The following is a 16,847-nucleotide window of genomic DNA, read 5'->3' as shown; positions in this document are numbered from 1 at the left end:
GGACATGGCGCCACTAGAAAAAGCTGAAAAAGGCGGCAAGAAAGGGTTGCCGCCTGGCGGGAGTTAGATAGCCATTGAGGAGAGTAAATTAATTTGCGTCTGCTTTGCCATATTATCGCGATAGTCCGCGACTTTTGTCGGCCAGTGGATACCGGCGACCAGCGTCAGATTACGCAGAAGCGGAAACAGATGAATATCATCTTCTGATAATTCGCCGTTAACGGCGTTAGGCTGTACGATGAGTTTATCCAGCAAACGTAAATCATCGCCGATCTTTTTAATCAGTCCTGCAGAGTGCGCAAGATGGTTGTCAAAACTGCCAGATGAGGCTTCTTTTTTGCGGATAAAATACTGGCGCGCCGCAGGGGTAGAAAATTCATCGAAAGCGGATTTTGCAAATCGCGGCAGCAATAGCTGATTAACGTAACCGTTAACTTTGCGCAACCACTCTTCAATGGCTGGATTGCGTTTCCCGGTTAACAGCGGTTTGCCGTCGAGGTTGTCGACATAATGTACAATATCCATACTTTCAGGAAGGTAGCGACTATCATCTTTTTGCAGGATGGGTACCATCTTTTGACCAATCATCCGGGTGGGCGTCGCCTCGTCGTCATTTTGTAACACGTTAAGTTCAACGGGGATGTTCTTCAGGCCGAAAATCATGCGGGCTTTAACGCAGAAAGGGCAATGATCGTAAATATAAAGCTTCACGTTTCTCCTCCATTTGACTGTCGGTATCTGACCAGTATGGAGGAGATAGCGACAGGTATCAAATCAGGCGCCGGGTTCCAGCATCCGGCGCGGCGTGCGTTTATGACTAAATTGCCAGCCTAAAGCCAAAAAGGTGATGAAACCGATAATACCGAGCATCATCCACGGTAGTTCAGGCTGCGTAAGCGCTTTACCCATATCAAACAACCAGCCGCCGCCGATATAACCAATCGCGCCGCCAATGGCTAATCCCAGACGGCTAAAGCCCATATAGCTTCCCCGCGCCCTCGCGTCCGCGAGCGACGCGCTGAGCGTTTCGCGCGCCGGTTCGGCGATAACCGAGCCGATGTAGAAAGCGCAAATAAGCGTAAAAAGCTGCTGTAAATTGCCCACCATCCCGATGGGGATCATGCTCAGCGACATGACGAGCAAACCGGCCATCAGCCGATGCTCCAGCCGAAAACGCTTTTCGCTCCAGCGGGCAATCGGGTAGAGCAACGTCAGCGAGAGACACGCCTCAATAGCGTACATCCATTTCACGGCAGCAGGCGAACCGGCGATATCGTTTACCATAATCGGCAGCATTAACATGACCTGTACCGCCAGCATATAGTAGCCCGCCAGCGTCAGCACGTAGGTGACAAACCTTTTATCGCTCATGACGCGGCGCATTCCTTCACGCACCGGCGTTCTGACCGTTGATAGCTTCCAGGCCGGAAGCAGCCATGCATTGAAAAGGGCGCATAATATGAACAAAATAGCGCCCGTCGCGCAGACCAGGCGAAAATCGTATTGTAGCAACCAGCCTCCCAGCAGCGCGCCAATCACCGCGCCCGCGCTGTCCTGCATCATCAACAGAGAGAAGAAGCGGCCCCGTTGCTCCGGACGAATTAATTTGACCACCAGCGCTGAACGCGGCGGGTCGAAAAGCGTACCGCCGAGACCGGAAAGAAAGCAGGAAAACCACAAGAGCCAGGGCTCATGCGCGATACCCATGGTGGCAAAGCCTGCGGCGCGCATCAGCATACCGGTGACAATCATCGGTTTCGCGCCAAAGCGATCGGCGATGGCGCCGCCAAAAATGCCCAGACCTTGTTGAATAAACTGACGCAGGCCGAGCGCGATCCCTACCATTACGGCAGCCCACCCCATTTGATCGACAAAACGAATAGAGATGAGCGGGAAGACGACGAAAAAAACCAGCACCACTAACATGTTATCGATGAGAAGAAAATATTTACCCAGGTTCCTCGCCTGCGAGACGCGCGACATTTCCCCTCCCGGGAAATAAAAGATGAGCGTCTTCTATTCTGCGGCGGCGTTTCGTTTTTTCCTACCGTTAGCGGGACAATATTTTTTTATCAAAAGTCCTTTTTAATCGAGAGTTTTCATCAAAATGTGGCAGCAATTCAAAAAATGACGATTTGCGCTTTTCACAGAGCCTGGTTGCGCAGGTATAGTAATGTTACTGGCGTGCTGAAGACGTTACAGGAAGGAGTAGGTATAGAATGTTTGGCTATCGTAGTAACGTGCCAAAAGTGCGCTTAACCACCGATCGTCTGGTGGTACGTTTAGTGCATGAGCGTGATGCCTGGCGTCTGGCCGATTATTACGCGGAAAATCGTCATTTTTTAAAACCCTGGGAACCGGTCCGTGATGAAAGTCATTGTTATCCTTCAGGATGGCAGGCGCGTCTGGGAATGATCGGTGAATTTCACAAACAGGGCTCCGCCTTCTATTTCGCGCTACTTGATCCGGAAGAAAAAGAAATTATCGGCGTGGCGAATTTTTCCAATGTGGTGCGCGGTTCTTTTCATGCCTGTTATCTGGGCTATTCCATTGCGCAGAAGTGGCAGGGGCAAGGGCTGATGTTTGAAGCCTTAACCGCTGCGATTCGCTATATGCAGCGCACTCAGCATATCCACCGTATCATGGCGAACTATATGCCGCACAACAAACGTAGCGGCGCGTTGCTGGCGCGGCTTGGCTTTGAAAAAGAAGGCTATGCGAAAGATTACCTGTTGATTGATGGACAATGGCGCGACCATGTCCTGACGGCGTTAACCACGCCGTTATGGACGCCGGGGCGTTGAGCGGCTTACGGAATGAGAGGCAAAGGGAGAAAACGATGAAATATGAATTAACCGCCACTGAAGCGCGAGTGATTGGCTGTCTGCTGGAAAAGCAGGTGACAACGCCGGAACAGTATCCGCTTTCCGTCAACGGGGTGGTGACAGCCTGTAATCAGAAAACCAACCGTGAACCGGTGATGAACCTGACGGAACAAGAGGTACAAGAACAGCTCGATAACCTGGTGAAACGCCACTTTTTGCGTACGGTCAGCGGGTTTGGCAATCGCGTCACCAAATATGAACAGCGTTTCTGTAATTCCGAATTTGGCGATCTGAAACTTAGCGCGGCGGAAGTGGCGCTTGTCACTACGCTGCTGCTGCGCGGCGCGCAAACGCCCGGCGAGTTGCGTAGCCGGGCGTCGCGGATGCATGAATTCAGCGATATGGCGGAAGTTGAATCCACGCTGGAACGGCTTGCCAGTCGTGAGGACGGCCCGTATGTCGTCCGTCTGGCGCGTGAACCGGGTAAGCGCGAAAGCCGCTATATGCACCTTTTTTGCGGCGACGTCGATGAACTGTCTCTCCAGACGTCTGCGCCGGAAAGTGCGTCGGGCGATATTCAGTCGCGCGTCGAAGCGCTGGAAAGCGAAGTGGCGGAGTTAAAGCAGCGGCTGGATTCTTTGTTAGCTCACCTGGGAGAGTAATGTGAGAACATTACGGATTGGCATTGTCGGGTTAGGCGGTATTGCGCAGAAGGCCTGGCTGCCGGTATTAACCAACACCGCCGGATGGACGTTACAGGGCGCCTGGTCTCCTTCGCGGGATAAAGCCTTACGTATTTGCGAAAGCTGGCGCATACCGTATGTGGATTCGCTGGCGAATTTAGCGTCCGGCTGCGATGCGGTCTTTGTCCACTCCAGTACCGCAAGCCATTATGCCGTGGTCAGCGAACTTCTTAATGCCGGCGTCCATGTTTGCGTGGATAAACCGCTGGCGGAAAATCTACGTGATGCCGAACGGCTGGTGGCGCTGGCGGCGCAAAAAAAAATTGACGCTGATGGTTGGCTTTAATCGCCGTTTCGCGCCGCTGTACCGCGAACTGAAGACGCGCCTCAGCACTGCGGCGTCACTGCGTATGGATAAACATCGTACCGATAGCATCGGGCCGCACGACTTACGTTTTACTTTGCTCGATGACTATCTGCATGTCGTGGATACCGCTCTGTGGCTGGCGGGCGGCGAGGCGCGCCTTGCCAGCGGCACGTTGCTCACTAGCGAGTCCGGCGAAATGTGCTATGCGGAACATCATTTTTCCGCCGACAAACTACAAATTACCACCAGTATGCACCGGCGCGCCGGAAGTCAGCGTGAATCGGTCCAGGCCGTCACCGACGGCGGGCTGTATGACGTGACGGATATGCGTGAATGGCGCGAAGAGCGCGGGCAGGGTATTTTCATCAAACCCATTCCGGGTTGGCAAACGACGCTTGAACAGCGTGGTTTTGTCGGATGCGCGCGGCATTTCATTGACTGCGTACAAAATCAGACGGTTCCGGAAACGGCGGGGGAGCAGGCGATTTTGGCCCAGCGCGTCGTGGAGGCGCTGTGGCGGGACGCCATCAGCGAATAACCCTCTGTAACATCTGGCGGTAGTAATTCATCGTAATCCAGGTACTATACCCTCAATAATTCGAGTTGCAGAAAAGCTAACGCACATGCAGCTCGAAGTATGGCGGGTATATATGCCCACTCTACACAATACCTCTTTTCACAGTGAATAATGGCAAACCGTGGGGAGTCTGTAAGGCCTGATAAGACGTTTTAACGTCGCCGTCAGGCGCGGTGATACAGCCGGATACGGCAGAAGTTGCGTTATCCGGTCGATGGATCAGCCATGCAGGAGTTTTACGCCAGGGTCTGGAATACAAAAGAAATGAATTTATTGAAATCGCTGGCTGCCGTCAGCTCGATGACTATGTTTTCACGCGTGTTGGGCTTTGCCCGTGATGCGATTGTCGCCAGAATTTTTGGCGCAGGGATGGCGACCGACGCCTTTTTTGTGGCGTTTAAACTCCCCAATCTACTACGCCGGATCTTTGCCGAAGGCGCTTTTTCTCAGGCCTTTGTGCCTATCCTGGCGGAATATAAGAGCAAGCAGGGTGAAGAAGCGACGCGGATCTTTGTCGCTTACGTTTCCGGCCTGTTGACGCTGGCATTGGCCGTCGTGACGGTGGCCGGTATGCTGGCCGCCCCGTGGGTGATTATGGTAACCGCGCCGGGTTTTGCCGATACTGCGGATAAATTCGCGCTGACGACGCAACTGCTGCGGATTACGTTTCCCTATATTCTGCTGATCTCGCTGGCTTCACTGGTTGGCGCCATTCTCAACACCTGGAATCGCTTCTCTATTCCCGCTTTTGCGCCGACATTTCTTAATATCAGCATGATCGGTTTTGCATTATTCGCCGCGCCATACTTTAATCCGCCGGTGCTGGCGTTAGCCTGGGCAGTCACCGTCGGCGGCGTGCTGCAACTGGTGTATCAACTTCCGTATTTGAAAAAGATCGGTATGCTGGTGCTGCCGCGCATTAACTTTCGCGACACCGGGGCGATGCGGGTGGTCAAACAGATGGGGCCGGCGATTTTGGGCGTTTCCGTCAGTCAGATCTCCCTTATCATCAATACCATTTTCGCCTCGTTTCTGGCCTCCGGCTCGGTCTCATGGATGTACTATGCCGATCGGTTGATGGAGTTCCCGTCCGGCGTGCTGGGCGTGGCGTTGGGGACCATCCTGTTGCCGTCATTGTCGAAAAGTTTTGCCAGCGGCAATCATGATGAGTACTGCCGCCTGATGGACTGGGGGCTGCGTTTGTGCTTTTTACTGGCGTTGCCGAGCGCGGTAGCGTTAGGCATTCTGGCGAAGCCGCTGACGGTCTCGCTGTTTCAGTACGGTAAATTCACCGCCTTTGATGCGGCGATGACGCAGCGGGCGTTAATCGCCTATTCGGTGGGGCTGATTGGCTTGATCGTCGTAAAAGTGTTGGCCCCGGGCTTCTATTCTCGCCAGGATATTAAAACGCCGGTGAAAATCGCCATAGTGACGTTAATCATGACGCAGTTAATGAACCTGGCGTTTATTGGACCGCTGAAACACGCCGGGCTGTCGCTCTCTATTGGTCTGGCGGCATGTCTCAATGCGTCGCTGCTGTACTGGCAACTGCGCAAACAGAGTATCTTTACGCCACAACCGGGTTGGATGTGGTTCCTGATGCGTCTGATCATTTCCGTATTGGTGATGGCCGCCGTATTGTTCGGCGTGTTGCATATTATGCCGGAGTGGTCGCAAGGGTCGATGCTATGGCGTTTGCTGCGTTTGATGGCGGTAGTGATCGCGGGTATCGCGGCCTATTTCGCCGCGCTTGCCGTGCTGGGCTTTAAAGTGAAAGAGTTTGTTCGCCGGACGGCGTAAATTCAGTGCCTGATAGCGCTGTGCTATCAGGCCTACAAGGCATTCAGGCCGGAAAGGCGCAACGTCGCCATCCGGCAATGATTAGATAGAAATTTTTTTACCGCCGCGGTGAGAGACGGAAGTCTGACCGTCAGCCCCGTACAAGGTCGGCTCCTGGTGAGGTTTCAGCACCTCCAGCGCCTGTTGATTACGCTCGATTTGCCCTTCCAGCAGCCAGCCGTTGTGCTGGTTGAGGTCGCGAAGATGCTGCGTTTTTTCGGTAATCGCCTGCCAGCGCTCTGCAATGTCATCGTTTGCGCTACGCTGCGCGTTCTGCTCCAGACGGCGCTGTTGTTCCAGATAATCCAGCGTCGCCAGCAACGAGCTTTTTTCTTCTGTAATACGCTGTAGCTGGCTGCCGTTAATCTGGCCTACGGAAAGCTGTTGTTGCTCGGCGTCCATCACCGTCTTCAGGTCATTCAGGACGGTGGTCATCTGGTCAAGTATTTCTGACAAACGAGTCATACGCTTATTTACTCTGTAAGTAGCTCTGCGCCTCGCGAATGAGCGAGTCTGCTATTTTTCCCGTATCCATTTTTAACTCACCGTTACGGATAGCCGTTTTTAATGCTTCGACGCGTTCCATATTAATGTCGCTGACGCCTGGCTGCATGAGCTTCGCTTGCGCGTCGCTTAACGTTACGCTGGCGCTCGTCGCGGCGGACGTTTTTTCCTGACGCGTTTTTTGTACCGGCGTGTCGCTGGTTTCGCGCGTCTGGACAGTGCTAACGGGTTTCAAAGGTGAGGTACGGTCAATGCTCATTTATTTATCCTCATCGAGGGTTACGTTGTAGCGGCCAGCTACCATCATGGTTGAATATCTCATCGGCAGCCGCGACAAAATCTTTACACAATTATAGGTTAATAAGAATATTCCCATCAGAATCGACGGTTCCACTCACGATTTGACCCGATGTCATGCGTACGCGCGCATTTTGCGCGACGGCGGCATTATTCATCGCCTGACCTTCCGCATTGACGCTAAACCCCTCGCCATTGGCGATGACCTGTACTCGTTGCCCCGCTTTGACGCGCCAGGCCTGACGTATCATCGTAAGCTGTACCGGCTGCCCGGGAGCGAGATCGCGCAAACTGACGGCATCCTGAATCTGACGGATATCCAGTACCGTCCGCGGCGGTAACTGATCCAGCCTGCCACGTTTTAGCGTGACGTTGGCCGGCATCAATTTTCCGCCGCGCGCGATGGGCGCGGCAACGGCGACATAATTGCCGGTCGCTTGCACATTCACCTGCAAATAACGTTTTTCATTGGCGCAGCGCGCCACCACATTGACGTTGCCCCACAGCTTCGCGCTGCCCGTCATGCTGAAGGCTGGCTGCTCGCAGCTCGGTAGCAGATTGGGCGATGAACGGAGCGTGACAACCACCTCGTCGCTGAAGCCAGCCAGACGCTGGGAAAACCACGTGGTCAGCTGGGCGTTGATGTCCTGCGCCATTGTCAGGGGGCTGAACAGCAAAGCCGCCACGGCGAATCCTCGTTTTAACGTTTGCATGGTACTTCCCCCTGGTTGATGTCATGACAGGATTCTACCCGTGTGAAGCAAGCATCAACGCAATAAATAGCGACGCATTTTGCGTTTATTCCGGCGATAACGCGCGCGTGAAGGCATTTAAGCTGTCGGCTGAATTTTGCCATTTGCGGAGGAGATATGCTCGACAGGCTCGATGCCGCCTTACGATTTCAGCAGGAAGCGCTAAATCTGCGCGCGCAACGTCAGGAAATATTAGCGGCGAATATCGCCAATGCCGATACGCCGGGGTATCAGGCGCGCGATATTGATTTTGCCAGTGAGTTAAAAAAGGTGATGGTGCGTGGACGGGAAGAAACCGGCGGCGTCGCGTTAACGTTGACTTCCTCTCACCATATTCCCGCCCAGGCGGTCTCTTCTCCCGCAGTGGATCTTCTTTATCGCGTACCCGATCAGCCTTCTTTGGATGGTAACACCGTAGATATGGACAGGGAACGTACGCAGTTTGCGGATAACAGCCTCAAATATCAGATGGGGCTTACCGTTCTGGGTAGCCAACTCAAAGGCATGATGAATGTGCTACAGGGAGGAAACTAATTCGTGGCGCTGTTAAACATTTTTGATATTGCCGGATCGGCGCTTGCCGCGCAGTCCAAGCGGTTGAACGTTGCGGCCAGTAACCTGGCGAATGCGGATAGCGTCACCGGCCCGGACGGACAGCCTTATCGCGCCAAACAGGTGGTTTTTCAGGTGGACGCCGCGCCGGGTCAAGCCACTGGCGGGGTAAAGGTCGCCAGCGTGATTGAAAGTCAGGCACCGGAAAAGCTGGTTTATGAGCCAGGCAACCCGCTGGCGGACGCTAATGGTTACGTCAAAATGCCCAACGTCGATGTGGTCGGCGAAATGGTCAACACGATGTCAGCCTCGCGCAGCTATCAGGCAAATATCGAAGTCCTGAATACCGTAAAAAGCATGATGCTTAAGACGCTGACATTAGGCCAGTAAAGGAGGCGCGTATGTCTATTGCCGTAAATATGAATGACCCGACCAACACGGGCGTCAAAACGACGACCGGCAGCGGGTCGATGACCGGAAGCAACGCTGCCGATCTGCAAAGCAGTTTCCTGACCTTACTGGTCGCGCAATTGAAGAACCAGGACCCGACTAACCCATTACAAAATAATGAGTTAACGACACAGTTGGCGCAAATCAGTACCGTGAGCGGCATTGAAAAACTGAATACGACGCTGGGGGCTATTTCTGGGCAAATCGATAATAGTCAGTCCCTACAGGCGACCACGCTGATTGGACATGGCGTTATGGTGCCTGGCACCACAATTCTGGCGGGTAAAGGCGCGGAAGAAGGGGGCGTGACGTCCACGACGCCGTTTGGCGTGGAATTGCAACAGCCTGCGGACAAAGTGACGGCAACCATTACCGATAAAGATGGCCGGGTGGTACGGACGCTGGAGATCGGTGAGTTGCGAGCCGGGGTACACACCTTTACTTGGGATGGTAAGCAAACGGACGGAACAACGGTACCGAATGGTTCTTACAACATTGCGATTACCGCCAGCAATGGCGGAACGCAACTGGTGGCGCAGCCGCTGCAATTCGCTCTGGTACAGGGCGTGACGAAGGGCAGTAACGGCAACCTGTTGGATTTGGGTACCTACGGCACCACCACACTCGACGAAGTTCGGCAAATAATCTAAGCCCTTACACTTATCAGGAGTCAGTCATGTCTTTTTCTCAAGCGGTTAGCGGCCTGAACGCTGCGGCCACCAACCTTGATGTTATCGGTAATAACATCGCCAACTCCGCCACCTATGGCTTTAAGTCCGGTACGGCATCATTTGCCGATATGTTCGCCGGTTCCAAAGTGGGGCTGGGCGTAAAAGTGGCGGGGATTACCCAGGATTTTACCGACGGTACGACAACGAACACCGGGCGCGGGCTGGATGTCGCGATTAGCCAGAACGGTTTTTTCCGCCTGGTAGACAGCAACGGTTCCGTGTTCTATAGCCGCAACGGCCAGTTCAAACTGGACGAGAACCGTAACCTGGTCAATATGCAGGGGATGCAGTTGACCGGCTATCCGGCCACCGGTACGCCGCCGACCATTCAGCAGGGGGCGAATCCTGCACCGATCACCATTCCGAACACGCTGATGGCGGCGAAATCGACCACCACCGCGTCAATGCAGATCAACCTGAACTCAACGGACCCTGTACCGTCTAAAACGCCCTTTAGCGTGAGTGATGCGGATTCGTATAACAAAAAAGGCACCGTCACCGTTTATGACAGCCAGGGTAATGCCCATGACATGAACGTCTATTTTGTGAAAACCAAAGATAATGAATGGGCTGTGTACACCCATGACAGCAGCGATCCTGCAGCCACTGCGCCAACAACGGCGTCCACTACGCTGAAATTCAATGAAAACGGGATTCTGGAGTCTGGCGGTACGGTGAACATCACCACCGGTACGATTAATGGCGCGACAGCGGCCACCTTCTCCCTCAGCTTCCTTAACTCCATGCAGCAGAACACCGGGGCTAACAACATCGTCGCCACCAATCAGAACGGCTATAAGCCGGGCGACCTGGTGAGCTACCAGATTAACAACGACGGCACCGTAGTTGGCAACTACTCCAACGAGCAGGAGCAGGTGCTGGGGCAGATTGTGCTGGCTAACTTCGCCAACAACGAAGGTCTGGCATCCCAGGGCGATAACGTCTGGGCGGCGACGCAGGCTTCCGGGGTTGCGCTGCTGGGGACTGCCGGTTCCGGCAACTTCGGTAAGCTGACGAACGGCGCGCTGGAAGCCTCTAACGTGGATTTGAGTAAAGAGCTGGTGAATATGATCGTCGCGCAGCGTAACTACCAGTCGAATGCGCAGACCATCAAAACCCAGGACCAGATCCTCAATACGCTGGTTAACCTGCGCTAAGCGCCTGACGGGATAGCTTAATGGATCACGCAATTTATACCGCCATGGGGGCGGCCAGCCAGACGCTTAACCAGCAGGCGGTAACGGCCAGCAACCTGGCTAATGCCTCAACGCCGGGCTTTCGCGCGCAGCTTAACGCGCTACGCGCGGTGCCCGTTGATGGCCTCTCTTTAGCAACGCGCACGCTGGTTACGGCGTCGACGCCCGGGGCTGATATGACCCCGGGTCAGTTGGACTACACCTCCCGTCCGCTGGATGTCGCGTTACAGCAGGACGGCTGGCTGGTAGTGCAAGCGGCGGATGGCGCTGAAGGATATACCCGTAACGGGAATATCCAGGTGGGCCCGACCGGGCAGTTAACCATTCAGGGACATCCGGTTATCGGCGAAGGCGGCCCGATTACCGTTCCTGAAGGGTCGGAAATCACCATTGCGGCAGACGGCACGATCTCCGCGCTCAATCCCGGCGACCCGCCAAACACGGTGGCGCCCGTTGGGCGACTGAAGCTGGTCAAAGCGGAAGGCAATGAGGTGCAGCGGAGCGATGACGGTTTATTCCGCCTTACCGCCGAGGCACAGGCTGAACGCGGGGCGGTACTGGCCGCCGACCCGTCAATTCGCATTATGTCGGGCGTGCTGGAGGGCAGTAACGTCAAGCCGGTTGAAGCGATGACCGACATGATCGCCAACGCACGTCGTTTTGAAATGCAGATGAAGGTTATCACCAGCGTAGATGAGAACGAAGGGCGAGCTAACCAACTGCTGTCGATGAGTTAATACAGGACATTTTATGATCAGTTCATTATGGATCGCCAAAACAGGTCTGGACGCGCAGCAAACCAATATGGATGTGATTGCCAATAACCTGGCAAACGTCAGCACCAATGGTTTTAAGCGTCAGCGCGCGGTATTTGAAGATCTGTTGTATCAGACCATCCGCCAGCCGGGCGCGCAGTCGTCCGAGCAGACGACGCTGCCTTCAGGGCTGCAAATCGGTACCGGCGTGCGTCCGGTCGCCACGGAGCGTCTGCACAGTCAGGGGAACCTGTCGCAGACCAACAACAGTAAAGATGTGGCGATTAAAGGGCAGGGCTTTTTCCAGGTCATGCTGCCGGACGGTACGTCTGCTTATACCCGCGATGGCTCTTTCCAGGTGGATCAGAATGGTCAACTGGTGACGGCGGGCGGTTTTCAGGTGCAGCCGGCAATCACCATTCCGGCCAACGCGTTAAGCATCACGATTGGCCGCGACGGCGTGGTCAGCGTGACCCAGCAGGGGCAGGCCGCGCCGGTTCAGGTCGGGCAGCTTAACCTGACCACCTTTATGAACGACACCGGGCTGGAAAGCATCGGCGAGAACCTCTATATCGAAACGCAATCGTCCGGCGCGCCGAACGAAAGCACGCCGGGGCTCAACGGCGCGGGGTTGTTGTATCAAGGGTATGTCGAAACGTCGAACGTTAACGTGGCGGAAGAGCTGGTGAACATGATTCAGGTTCAACGCGCCTATGAAATTAACAGTAAAGCAGTATCGACGACCGATCAGATGCTGCAGAAACTGACGCAACTCTAAGGGGCCGCCGGTGGGGGATACGCCACCGGCTCCCTGATTTTGAAGATGAAGGTAATGCAAAAATACGCGCTTCACGCTTACCCAGTTATGGCCCTGATGGTCGCGACGCTGACAGGATGCGCCTGGATACCCGCTAAACCGCTCGTGCAGGGGGCGACCACGGCGCAGCCGATACCTGGCCCGGTACCGGTGGCGAATGGCTCCATATTTCAGTCTGCGCAGCCGATTAATTATGGCTATCAGCCGCTTTTTGAAGATCGTCGACCGCGTAATATCGGCGATACGCTCACGATTGTGTTACAGGAAAACGTCAGCGCCAGTAAAAGCTCGTCGGCAAATGCCAGTCGCGACGGCAAAACCAGTTTTGGTTTTGATACGGTACCGCGTTATCTGCAGGGATTATTCGGTAATTCCCGCGCGGATATGGAGGCCTCCGGCGGCAACTCTTTTAACGGCAAAGGCGGCGCGAATGCCAGCAATACCTTTAGCGGCACGCTGACCGTGACCGTCGATCAGGTTCTGGCCAATGGCAATTTACACGTCGTGGGGGAAAAACAGATCGCGATTAATCAGGGAACGGAATTCATCCGCTTCTCCGGCGTGGTAAATCCACGCACCATCAGCGGCAGCAACTCCGTTCCCTCGACACAGGTGGCGGATGCGCGGATTGAATATGTCGGGAACGGCTATATTAACGAAGCGCAAAATATGGGCTGGCTGCAACGTTTCTTCCTTAATTTGTCGCCGATGTAAGCGAGGTGTATGTGTTTAAAGCTCTTGCAGGAATCGTTCTGGCACTGGTTGCCACTCTGGCGCACGCCGAGCGTATCCGGGATCTGACCAGTGTCCAGGGAGTACGGGAAAACTCGCTGATCGGCTACGGGCTGGTGGTCGGGCTGGACGGTACGGGCGACCAGACGACCCAGACGCCATTTACCACCCAGACGCTGAATAACATGCTGTCACAACTGGGGATTACGGTCCCCACCGGCACCAACATGCAGTTGAAAAACGTGGCGGCGGTGATGGTGACGGCGTCGTATCCGCCTTTTGCGCGACAGGGACAAACGATCGATGTCGTCGTTTCCTCAATGGGGAACGCTAAAAGTCTGCGTGGCGGGACGTTATTAATGACGCCGTTAAAAGGGGTGGACAGCCAGGTGTATGCTCTGGCGCAGGGCAATATTCTGGTCGGCGGCGTGGGCGCTTCCGCAGGCGGCAGTAGCGTGCAGGTTAACCAGCTTAATGGCGGGCGCATCACTAATGGCGCGATTATCGAACGCGAGTTGCCGACTCAGTTCGGCGCTGGCAACACCATTAATCTGCAATTGAACGACGAAGATTTTACGATGGCGCAGCAAATTACCGACGCCATCAACCGCGCCCGCGGTTACGGCAGCGCCACTGCGCTTGATGCGCGAACGGTACAGGTACGCGTGCCCAGCGGCAACAGCTCGCAGGTGCGTTTTCTGGCGGACATTCAAAATATGGAAGTCAACGTGACGCCGCAGGATGCAAAAGTTGTGATCAACTCGCGTACCGGTTCGGTGGTCATGAATCGGGAAGTCACGCTGGATAGCTGCGCTGTGGCGCAGGGCAATTTGTCAGTGACAGTCAATCGCCAGCTCAACGTCAACCAGCCGAATACGCCATTTGGCGGCGGGCAGACCGTGGTGACGCCACAGACTCAGATAGATTTGCGTCAGAGCGGCGGATCGCTACAGAGCGTGCGTTCCAGCGCCAATCTGAACAGCGTAGTGCGTGCGCTGAATGCGCTTGGCGCGACGCCGATGGACCTGATGTCGATTTTGCAGTCCATGCAGAGCGCGGGCTGTCTACGCGCCAAACTGGAAATCATCTGATGATCGGAGACGGTAAATTGCTGGCCAGCGCGGCCTGGGATGCGCAATCTCTGAACGAACTGAAAGCGAAAGCGGGCCAGGACCCGGCGGCGAATATCCGTCCTGTGGCCCGTCAGGTGGAAGGGATGTTTGTGCAGATGATGCTGAAAAGTATGCGCGAGGCTTTACCCAAAGATGGTTTATTCAGCAGCGATCAGACGCGTCTGTATACCAGCATGTATGACCAACAGATCGCCCAGCAGATGACCGCCGGTAAGGGATTGGGGCTGGCGGATATGATGGTTAAACAGATGACGGGCGGGCAGACGATGCCTGCGGATGATGCGCCGCAAGTACCGCTTAAATTCTCCCTGGAGACGGTAAACAGCTATCAAAATCAGGCGCTGACCCAACTGGTGCGCAAAGCCATACCGAAAACGCCGGACAGCAGCGATGCGCCGCTCTCCGGCGACAGTAAAGACTTTCTGGCCCGGCTTTCGCTCCCGGCGAGGCTGGCCAGCGAACAAAGCGGGGTGCCGCATCATCTGATTCTGGCGCAGGCGGCGCTGGAGTCCGGCTGGGGGCAGCGGCAAATCCTGCGGGAGAATGGCGAACCCAGCTATAACGTATTTGGCGTGAAAGCGACCGCCAGTTGGAAAGGGCCGGTGACGGAAATCACCACCACTGAATACGAAAATGGCGAAGCGAAAAAAGTGAAAGCGAAATTCCGCGTCTATAGCTCGTATCTGGAGGCATTATCGGATTATGTCGCGCTGTTAACGCGTAACCCACGCTACGCTGCCGTGACCACTGCCGCCACGGCAGAGCAGGGCGCAGTGGCTCTGCAAAACGCCGGATACGCCACTGACCCGAATTACGCGCGTAAATTGACCAGCATGATTCAGCAGTTGAAAGCGATGAGTGAAAAGGTCAGCAAAACCTACAGCGCGAATCTCGACAATCTCTTTTAAATTGCTCAAGTCCACGTAGTCGCTGCCGATAACAACGAGTATTGAAGGATTAAAAGGAACCATCATGTCCAGCTTGATTAATCACGCCATGAGCGGACTTAACGCCGCGCAGGCCGCGTTAAATACGGTCAGTAATAACATCAACAATTATAACGTTGCGGGTTATACCCGGCAGACAACTATTCTGGCGCAGGCAAACAGTACGTTAGGGGCTGGCGGCTGGATAGGTAATGGCGTTTACGTTTCAGGCGTACAGCGCGAATATGATGCGTTTATCACTAATCAGCTACGCGGCGCGCAAAACCAGAGCAGCGGCTTAACCACGCGCTATGAACAAATGTCGAAAATCGACAACCTGCTGGCCGATAAATCCAGCTCACTGTCTGGTTCGTTGCAGAGTTTTTTTACCAGCCTGCAAACGTTAGTCAGTAACGCGGAAGATCCTGCGGCGCGTCAGGCGCTGATTGGTAAAGCGGAAGGGCTGGTAAACCAGTTCAAAACCACCGATCAGTATCTGCGCGATCAGGATAAACAGGTCAATATCGCGATTGGCTCCAGCGTGGCGCAAATCAACAATTACGCGAAGCAGATAGCTAACCTGAACGATCAAATCTCCCGTATGACGGGCGTAGGCGCGGGCGCATCGCCGAACGACCTGCTCGATCAGCGTGATCAGTTGGTCAGCGAGCTTAACAAGATCGTTGGCGTCGAGGTGAGTGTACAGGACGGCGGCACCTATAACCTGACGATGGCCAATGGCTATACGCTGGTGCAGGGGTCGACGGCGCGTCAGTTGGCGGCGGTTCCCTCCAGCGCCGACCCGACGCGAACGACTGTCGCTTATGTCGATGAGGCCGCCGGTAACATCGAAATTCCGGAAAAGTTGCTGAACACCGGTTCGCTCGGCGGGCTACTGACGTTCCGTTCTCAGGATCTGGATCAGACTCGTAATACGCTGGGCCAGTTGGCGTTGGCGTTTGCCGATGCGTTTAACGCGCAGCATACCAAAGGTTATGACGCCGACGGCAATAAAGGGAAAGACTTCTTTAGCATTGGCTCGCCGGTGGTATATAGCAACAGTAATAATGCCGATAAAACGGTATCGCTAACCGCTAAGGTGGTCGACAGCACGAAGGTTCAGGCAACGGATTATAAGATTGTTTTTGACGGTACAGACTGGCAGGTTACTCGCACTGCGGATAACACCACCTTCACGGCGACAAAAGATGCTGACGGAAAACTGGAGATTGACGGTCTGAAAGTGACGGTAGGGACCGGCGCACAGAAAAACGACAGTTTTCTTCTCAAGCCGGTCAGCAATGCTATCGTCGACATGAACGTTAAAGTGACGAATGAAGCCGAGATTGCGATGGCGTCTGAGTCAAAACTCGATCCTGACGTGGATACCGGCGACAGCGATAACCGCAATGGTCAGGCATTGCTGGACTTACAAAACAGCAATGTAGTGGGCGGCAACAAAACTTTTAACGATGCTTACGCCACGTTGGTCAGCGATGTGGGTAACAAAACGTCAACGCTGAAAACCAGCAGCACCACGCAGGCGAATGTGGTTAAACAGCTTTATAAACAGCAACAGTCGGTTTCCGGCGTTAACCTCGACGAAGAGTACGGCAATTTGCAGCGTTATCAGCAGTATTATCTGGCGAATGCGCAAGTATTGCAGACCGCGAATGCGCTGTTTGATGCGTTACTGAATATTCGCTAAAGG

The 16,847-nt window shown here is 54.5% G+C and carries 18 protein-coding genes and 1 pseudogene; 14 read left to right on the top strand and 5 right to left on the bottom strand.

Annotated features, from left to right (window positions below; translation table 11 throughout):
• Nucleotides 1-63: 63 nt before the first annotated feature.
• Together grxB and mdtH are read right to left on the bottom strand one after the other, a co-directional pair.
• The gene (grxB, locus tag ACLJRU_RS17690) at nt 64-711 is read right to left on the bottom strand and encodes a glutaredoxin 2 (protein ID WP_000780893.1); all 648 of its coding nucleotides are present in this window, start codon (nt 709-711) and stop codon (nt 64-66) included.
• Between the two features lie 63 nt (nt 712-774).
• Nucleotides 775-1,983: a multidrug efflux MFS transporter MdtH gene (gene mdtH, locus ACLJRU_RS17685; RefSeq protein WP_023234860.1), complete on the bottom strand. Its 1,209-nt coding sequence runs from the start codon at nt 1,981-1,983 to the stop codon at nt 775-777.
• A gap of 236 nt (nt 1,984-2,219) precedes the next feature.
• Between mdtH and rimJ the strand changes: the two genes are divergently transcribed.
• From rimJ to murJ, 4 genes and pseudogenes are all read left to right on the top strand, one after another.
• Complete coding sequence (rimJ, locus tag ACLJRU_RS17680; RefSeq protein WP_000468204.1) at nt 2,220-2,804, top strand: ribosomal protein S5-alanine N-acetyltransferase; 585 nt, start codon at nt 2,220-2,222, stop codon at nt 2,802-2,804.
• Between the two features lie 35 nt (nt 2,805-2,839).
• A complete protein-coding gene (locus tag ACLJRU_RS17675) occupies nt 2,840-3,487 on the top strand; it encodes a YceH family protein (protein ID WP_000873046.1) in 648 nt (215 codons plus the stop codon).
• A gap of 1 nt (nt 3,488) precedes the next feature.
• A pseudogene (locus ACLJRU_RS17670) lies at nt 3,489-4,413 on the top strand (Gfo/Idh/MocA family protein).
• A gap of 303 nt (nt 4,414-4,716) precedes the next feature.
• On the top strand, nt 4,717-6,252 hold the full coding sequence (gene murJ, locus ACLJRU_RS17665; RefSeq protein WP_023236505.1) for a murein biosynthesis integral membrane protein MurJ: 1,536 nt from the start codon (nt 4,717-4,719) through the stop codon (nt 6,250-6,252).
• An 81-nt stretch (nt 6,253-6,333) separates the two neighbouring features.
• Here the strand turns inward: murJ and flgN are convergent, their stop codons facing one another.
• The 3 genes from flgN to flgA form a co-directional block, all read right to left on the bottom strand.
• Nucleotides 6,334-6,756: a flagella biosynthesis chaperone FlgN gene (gene flgN / locus ACLJRU_RS17660; protein WP_000197547.1), complete on the bottom strand. Its 423-nt coding sequence runs from the start codon at nt 6,754-6,756 to the stop codon at nt 6,334-6,336.
• Between the two features lie 4 nt (nt 6,757-6,760).
• Nucleotides 6,761-7,054 carry a flagellar biosynthesis anti-sigma factor FlgM gene (flgM, locus tag ACLJRU_RS17655; protein WP_000020893.1) on the bottom strand — a complete coding sequence of 98 codons (294 nt, stop codon included), beginning with the start codon at nt 7,052-7,054 and terminating at the stop codon, nt 6,761-6,763.
• Nucleotides 7,055-7,145: 91 nt separating this feature from the next.
• Entirely contained in the window at nt 7,146-7,805 is a 660-nt protein-coding gene (gene flgA / locus ACLJRU_RS17650; RefSeq protein WP_001539702.1) for a flagellar basal body P-ring formation chaperone FlgA, read from the bottom strand.
• Between the two features lie 156 nt (nt 7,806-7,961).
• On the opposite strand from flgA, the gene flgB reads away from it, so the two are divergent.
• From flgB to flgK, 10 genes are all read left to right on the top strand, one after another.
• Nucleotides 7,962-8,378: a flagellar basal body rod protein FlgB gene (gene flgB / locus ACLJRU_RS17645; protein ID WP_000887043.1), complete on the top strand. Its 417-nt coding sequence runs from the start codon at nt 7,962-7,964 to the stop codon at nt 8,376-8,378.
• Nucleotides 8,379-8,381: 3 nt separating this feature from the next.
• Nucleotides 8,382-8,786: a flagellar basal body rod protein FlgC gene (gene flgC / locus ACLJRU_RS17640; protein WP_001196448.1), complete on the top strand. Its 405-nt coding sequence runs from the start codon at nt 8,382-8,384 to the stop codon at nt 8,784-8,786.
• Between the two features lie 11 nt (nt 8,787-8,797).
• Nucleotides 8,798-9,496 (top strand): flagellar hook assembly protein FlgD, encoded by a 699-nt coding sequence (gene flgD, locus ACLJRU_RS17635; protein ID WP_001539703.1) that lies wholly within the window; start codon nt 8,798-8,800, stop codon nt 9,494-9,496.
• Between the two features lie 26 nt (nt 9,497-9,522).
• Entirely contained in the window at nt 9,523-10,734 is a 1,212-nt protein-coding gene (gene flgE / locus ACLJRU_RS17630) for a flagellar hook protein FlgE (protein ID WP_000010567.1), read from the top strand.
• A 20-nt stretch (nt 10,735-10,754) separates the two neighbouring features.
• On the top strand, nt 10,755-11,510 hold the full coding sequence (locus ACLJRU_RS17625) for a flagellar basal body rod protein FlgF (RefSeq protein ID WP_000349278.1): 756 nt from the start codon (nt 10,755-10,757) through the stop codon (nt 11,508-11,510).
• A 13-nt stretch (nt 11,511-11,523) separates the two neighbouring features.
• A complete protein-coding gene (gene flgG, locus ACLJRU_RS17620) occupies nt 11,524-12,306 on the top strand; it encodes a flagellar basal-body rod protein FlgG (protein WP_000625851.1) in 783 nt (260 codons plus the stop codon).
• A 54-nt stretch (nt 12,307-12,360) separates the two neighbouring features.
• On the top strand, nt 12,361-13,059 hold the full coding sequence (gene flgH / locus ACLJRU_RS17615; RefSeq protein ID WP_001174897.1) for a flagellar basal body L-ring protein FlgH: 699 nt from the start codon (nt 12,361-12,363) through the stop codon (nt 13,057-13,059).
• Between the two features lie 11 nt (nt 13,060-13,070).
• Nucleotides 13,071-14,168 carry a flagellar basal body P-ring protein FlgI gene (locus ACLJRU_RS17610; protein WP_023234863.1) on the top strand — a complete coding sequence of 366 codons (1,098 nt, stop codon included), beginning with the start codon at nt 13,071-13,073 and terminating at the stop codon, nt 14,166-14,168.
• Nucleotides 14,168-15,118, top strand: a complete 951-nt coding sequence (gene flgJ, locus ACLJRU_RS17605) for a flagellar assembly peptidoglycan hydrolase FlgJ (RefSeq protein ID WP_000578685.1) — start codon at nt 14,168-14,170, stop codon at nt 15,116-15,118. Before ACLJRU_RS17610 ends, flgJ begins: the two co-directional genes overlap by 1 nt.
• Before the next feature lie 64 nt (nt 15,119-15,182).
• Entirely contained in the window at nt 15,183-16,844 is a 1,662-nt protein-coding gene (flgK, locus tag ACLJRU_RS17600) for a flagellar hook-associated protein FlgK (RefSeq protein WP_000096425.1), read from the top strand.
• Nucleotides 16,845-16,847: the final 3 nt, after the last annotated feature.

The sequence above is a fragment of the Salmonella sp. SAL00653 genome, from assembly GCF_046552515.1.
GTDB lineage: Bacteria > Pseudomonadota > Gammaproteobacteria > Enterobacterales > Enterobacteriaceae > Salmonella > Salmonella enterica.
The sequence above is the reverse complement of the archived record's forward strand: the minus strand, read 5'-3'. Positions and strand labels throughout refer to the sequence as shown.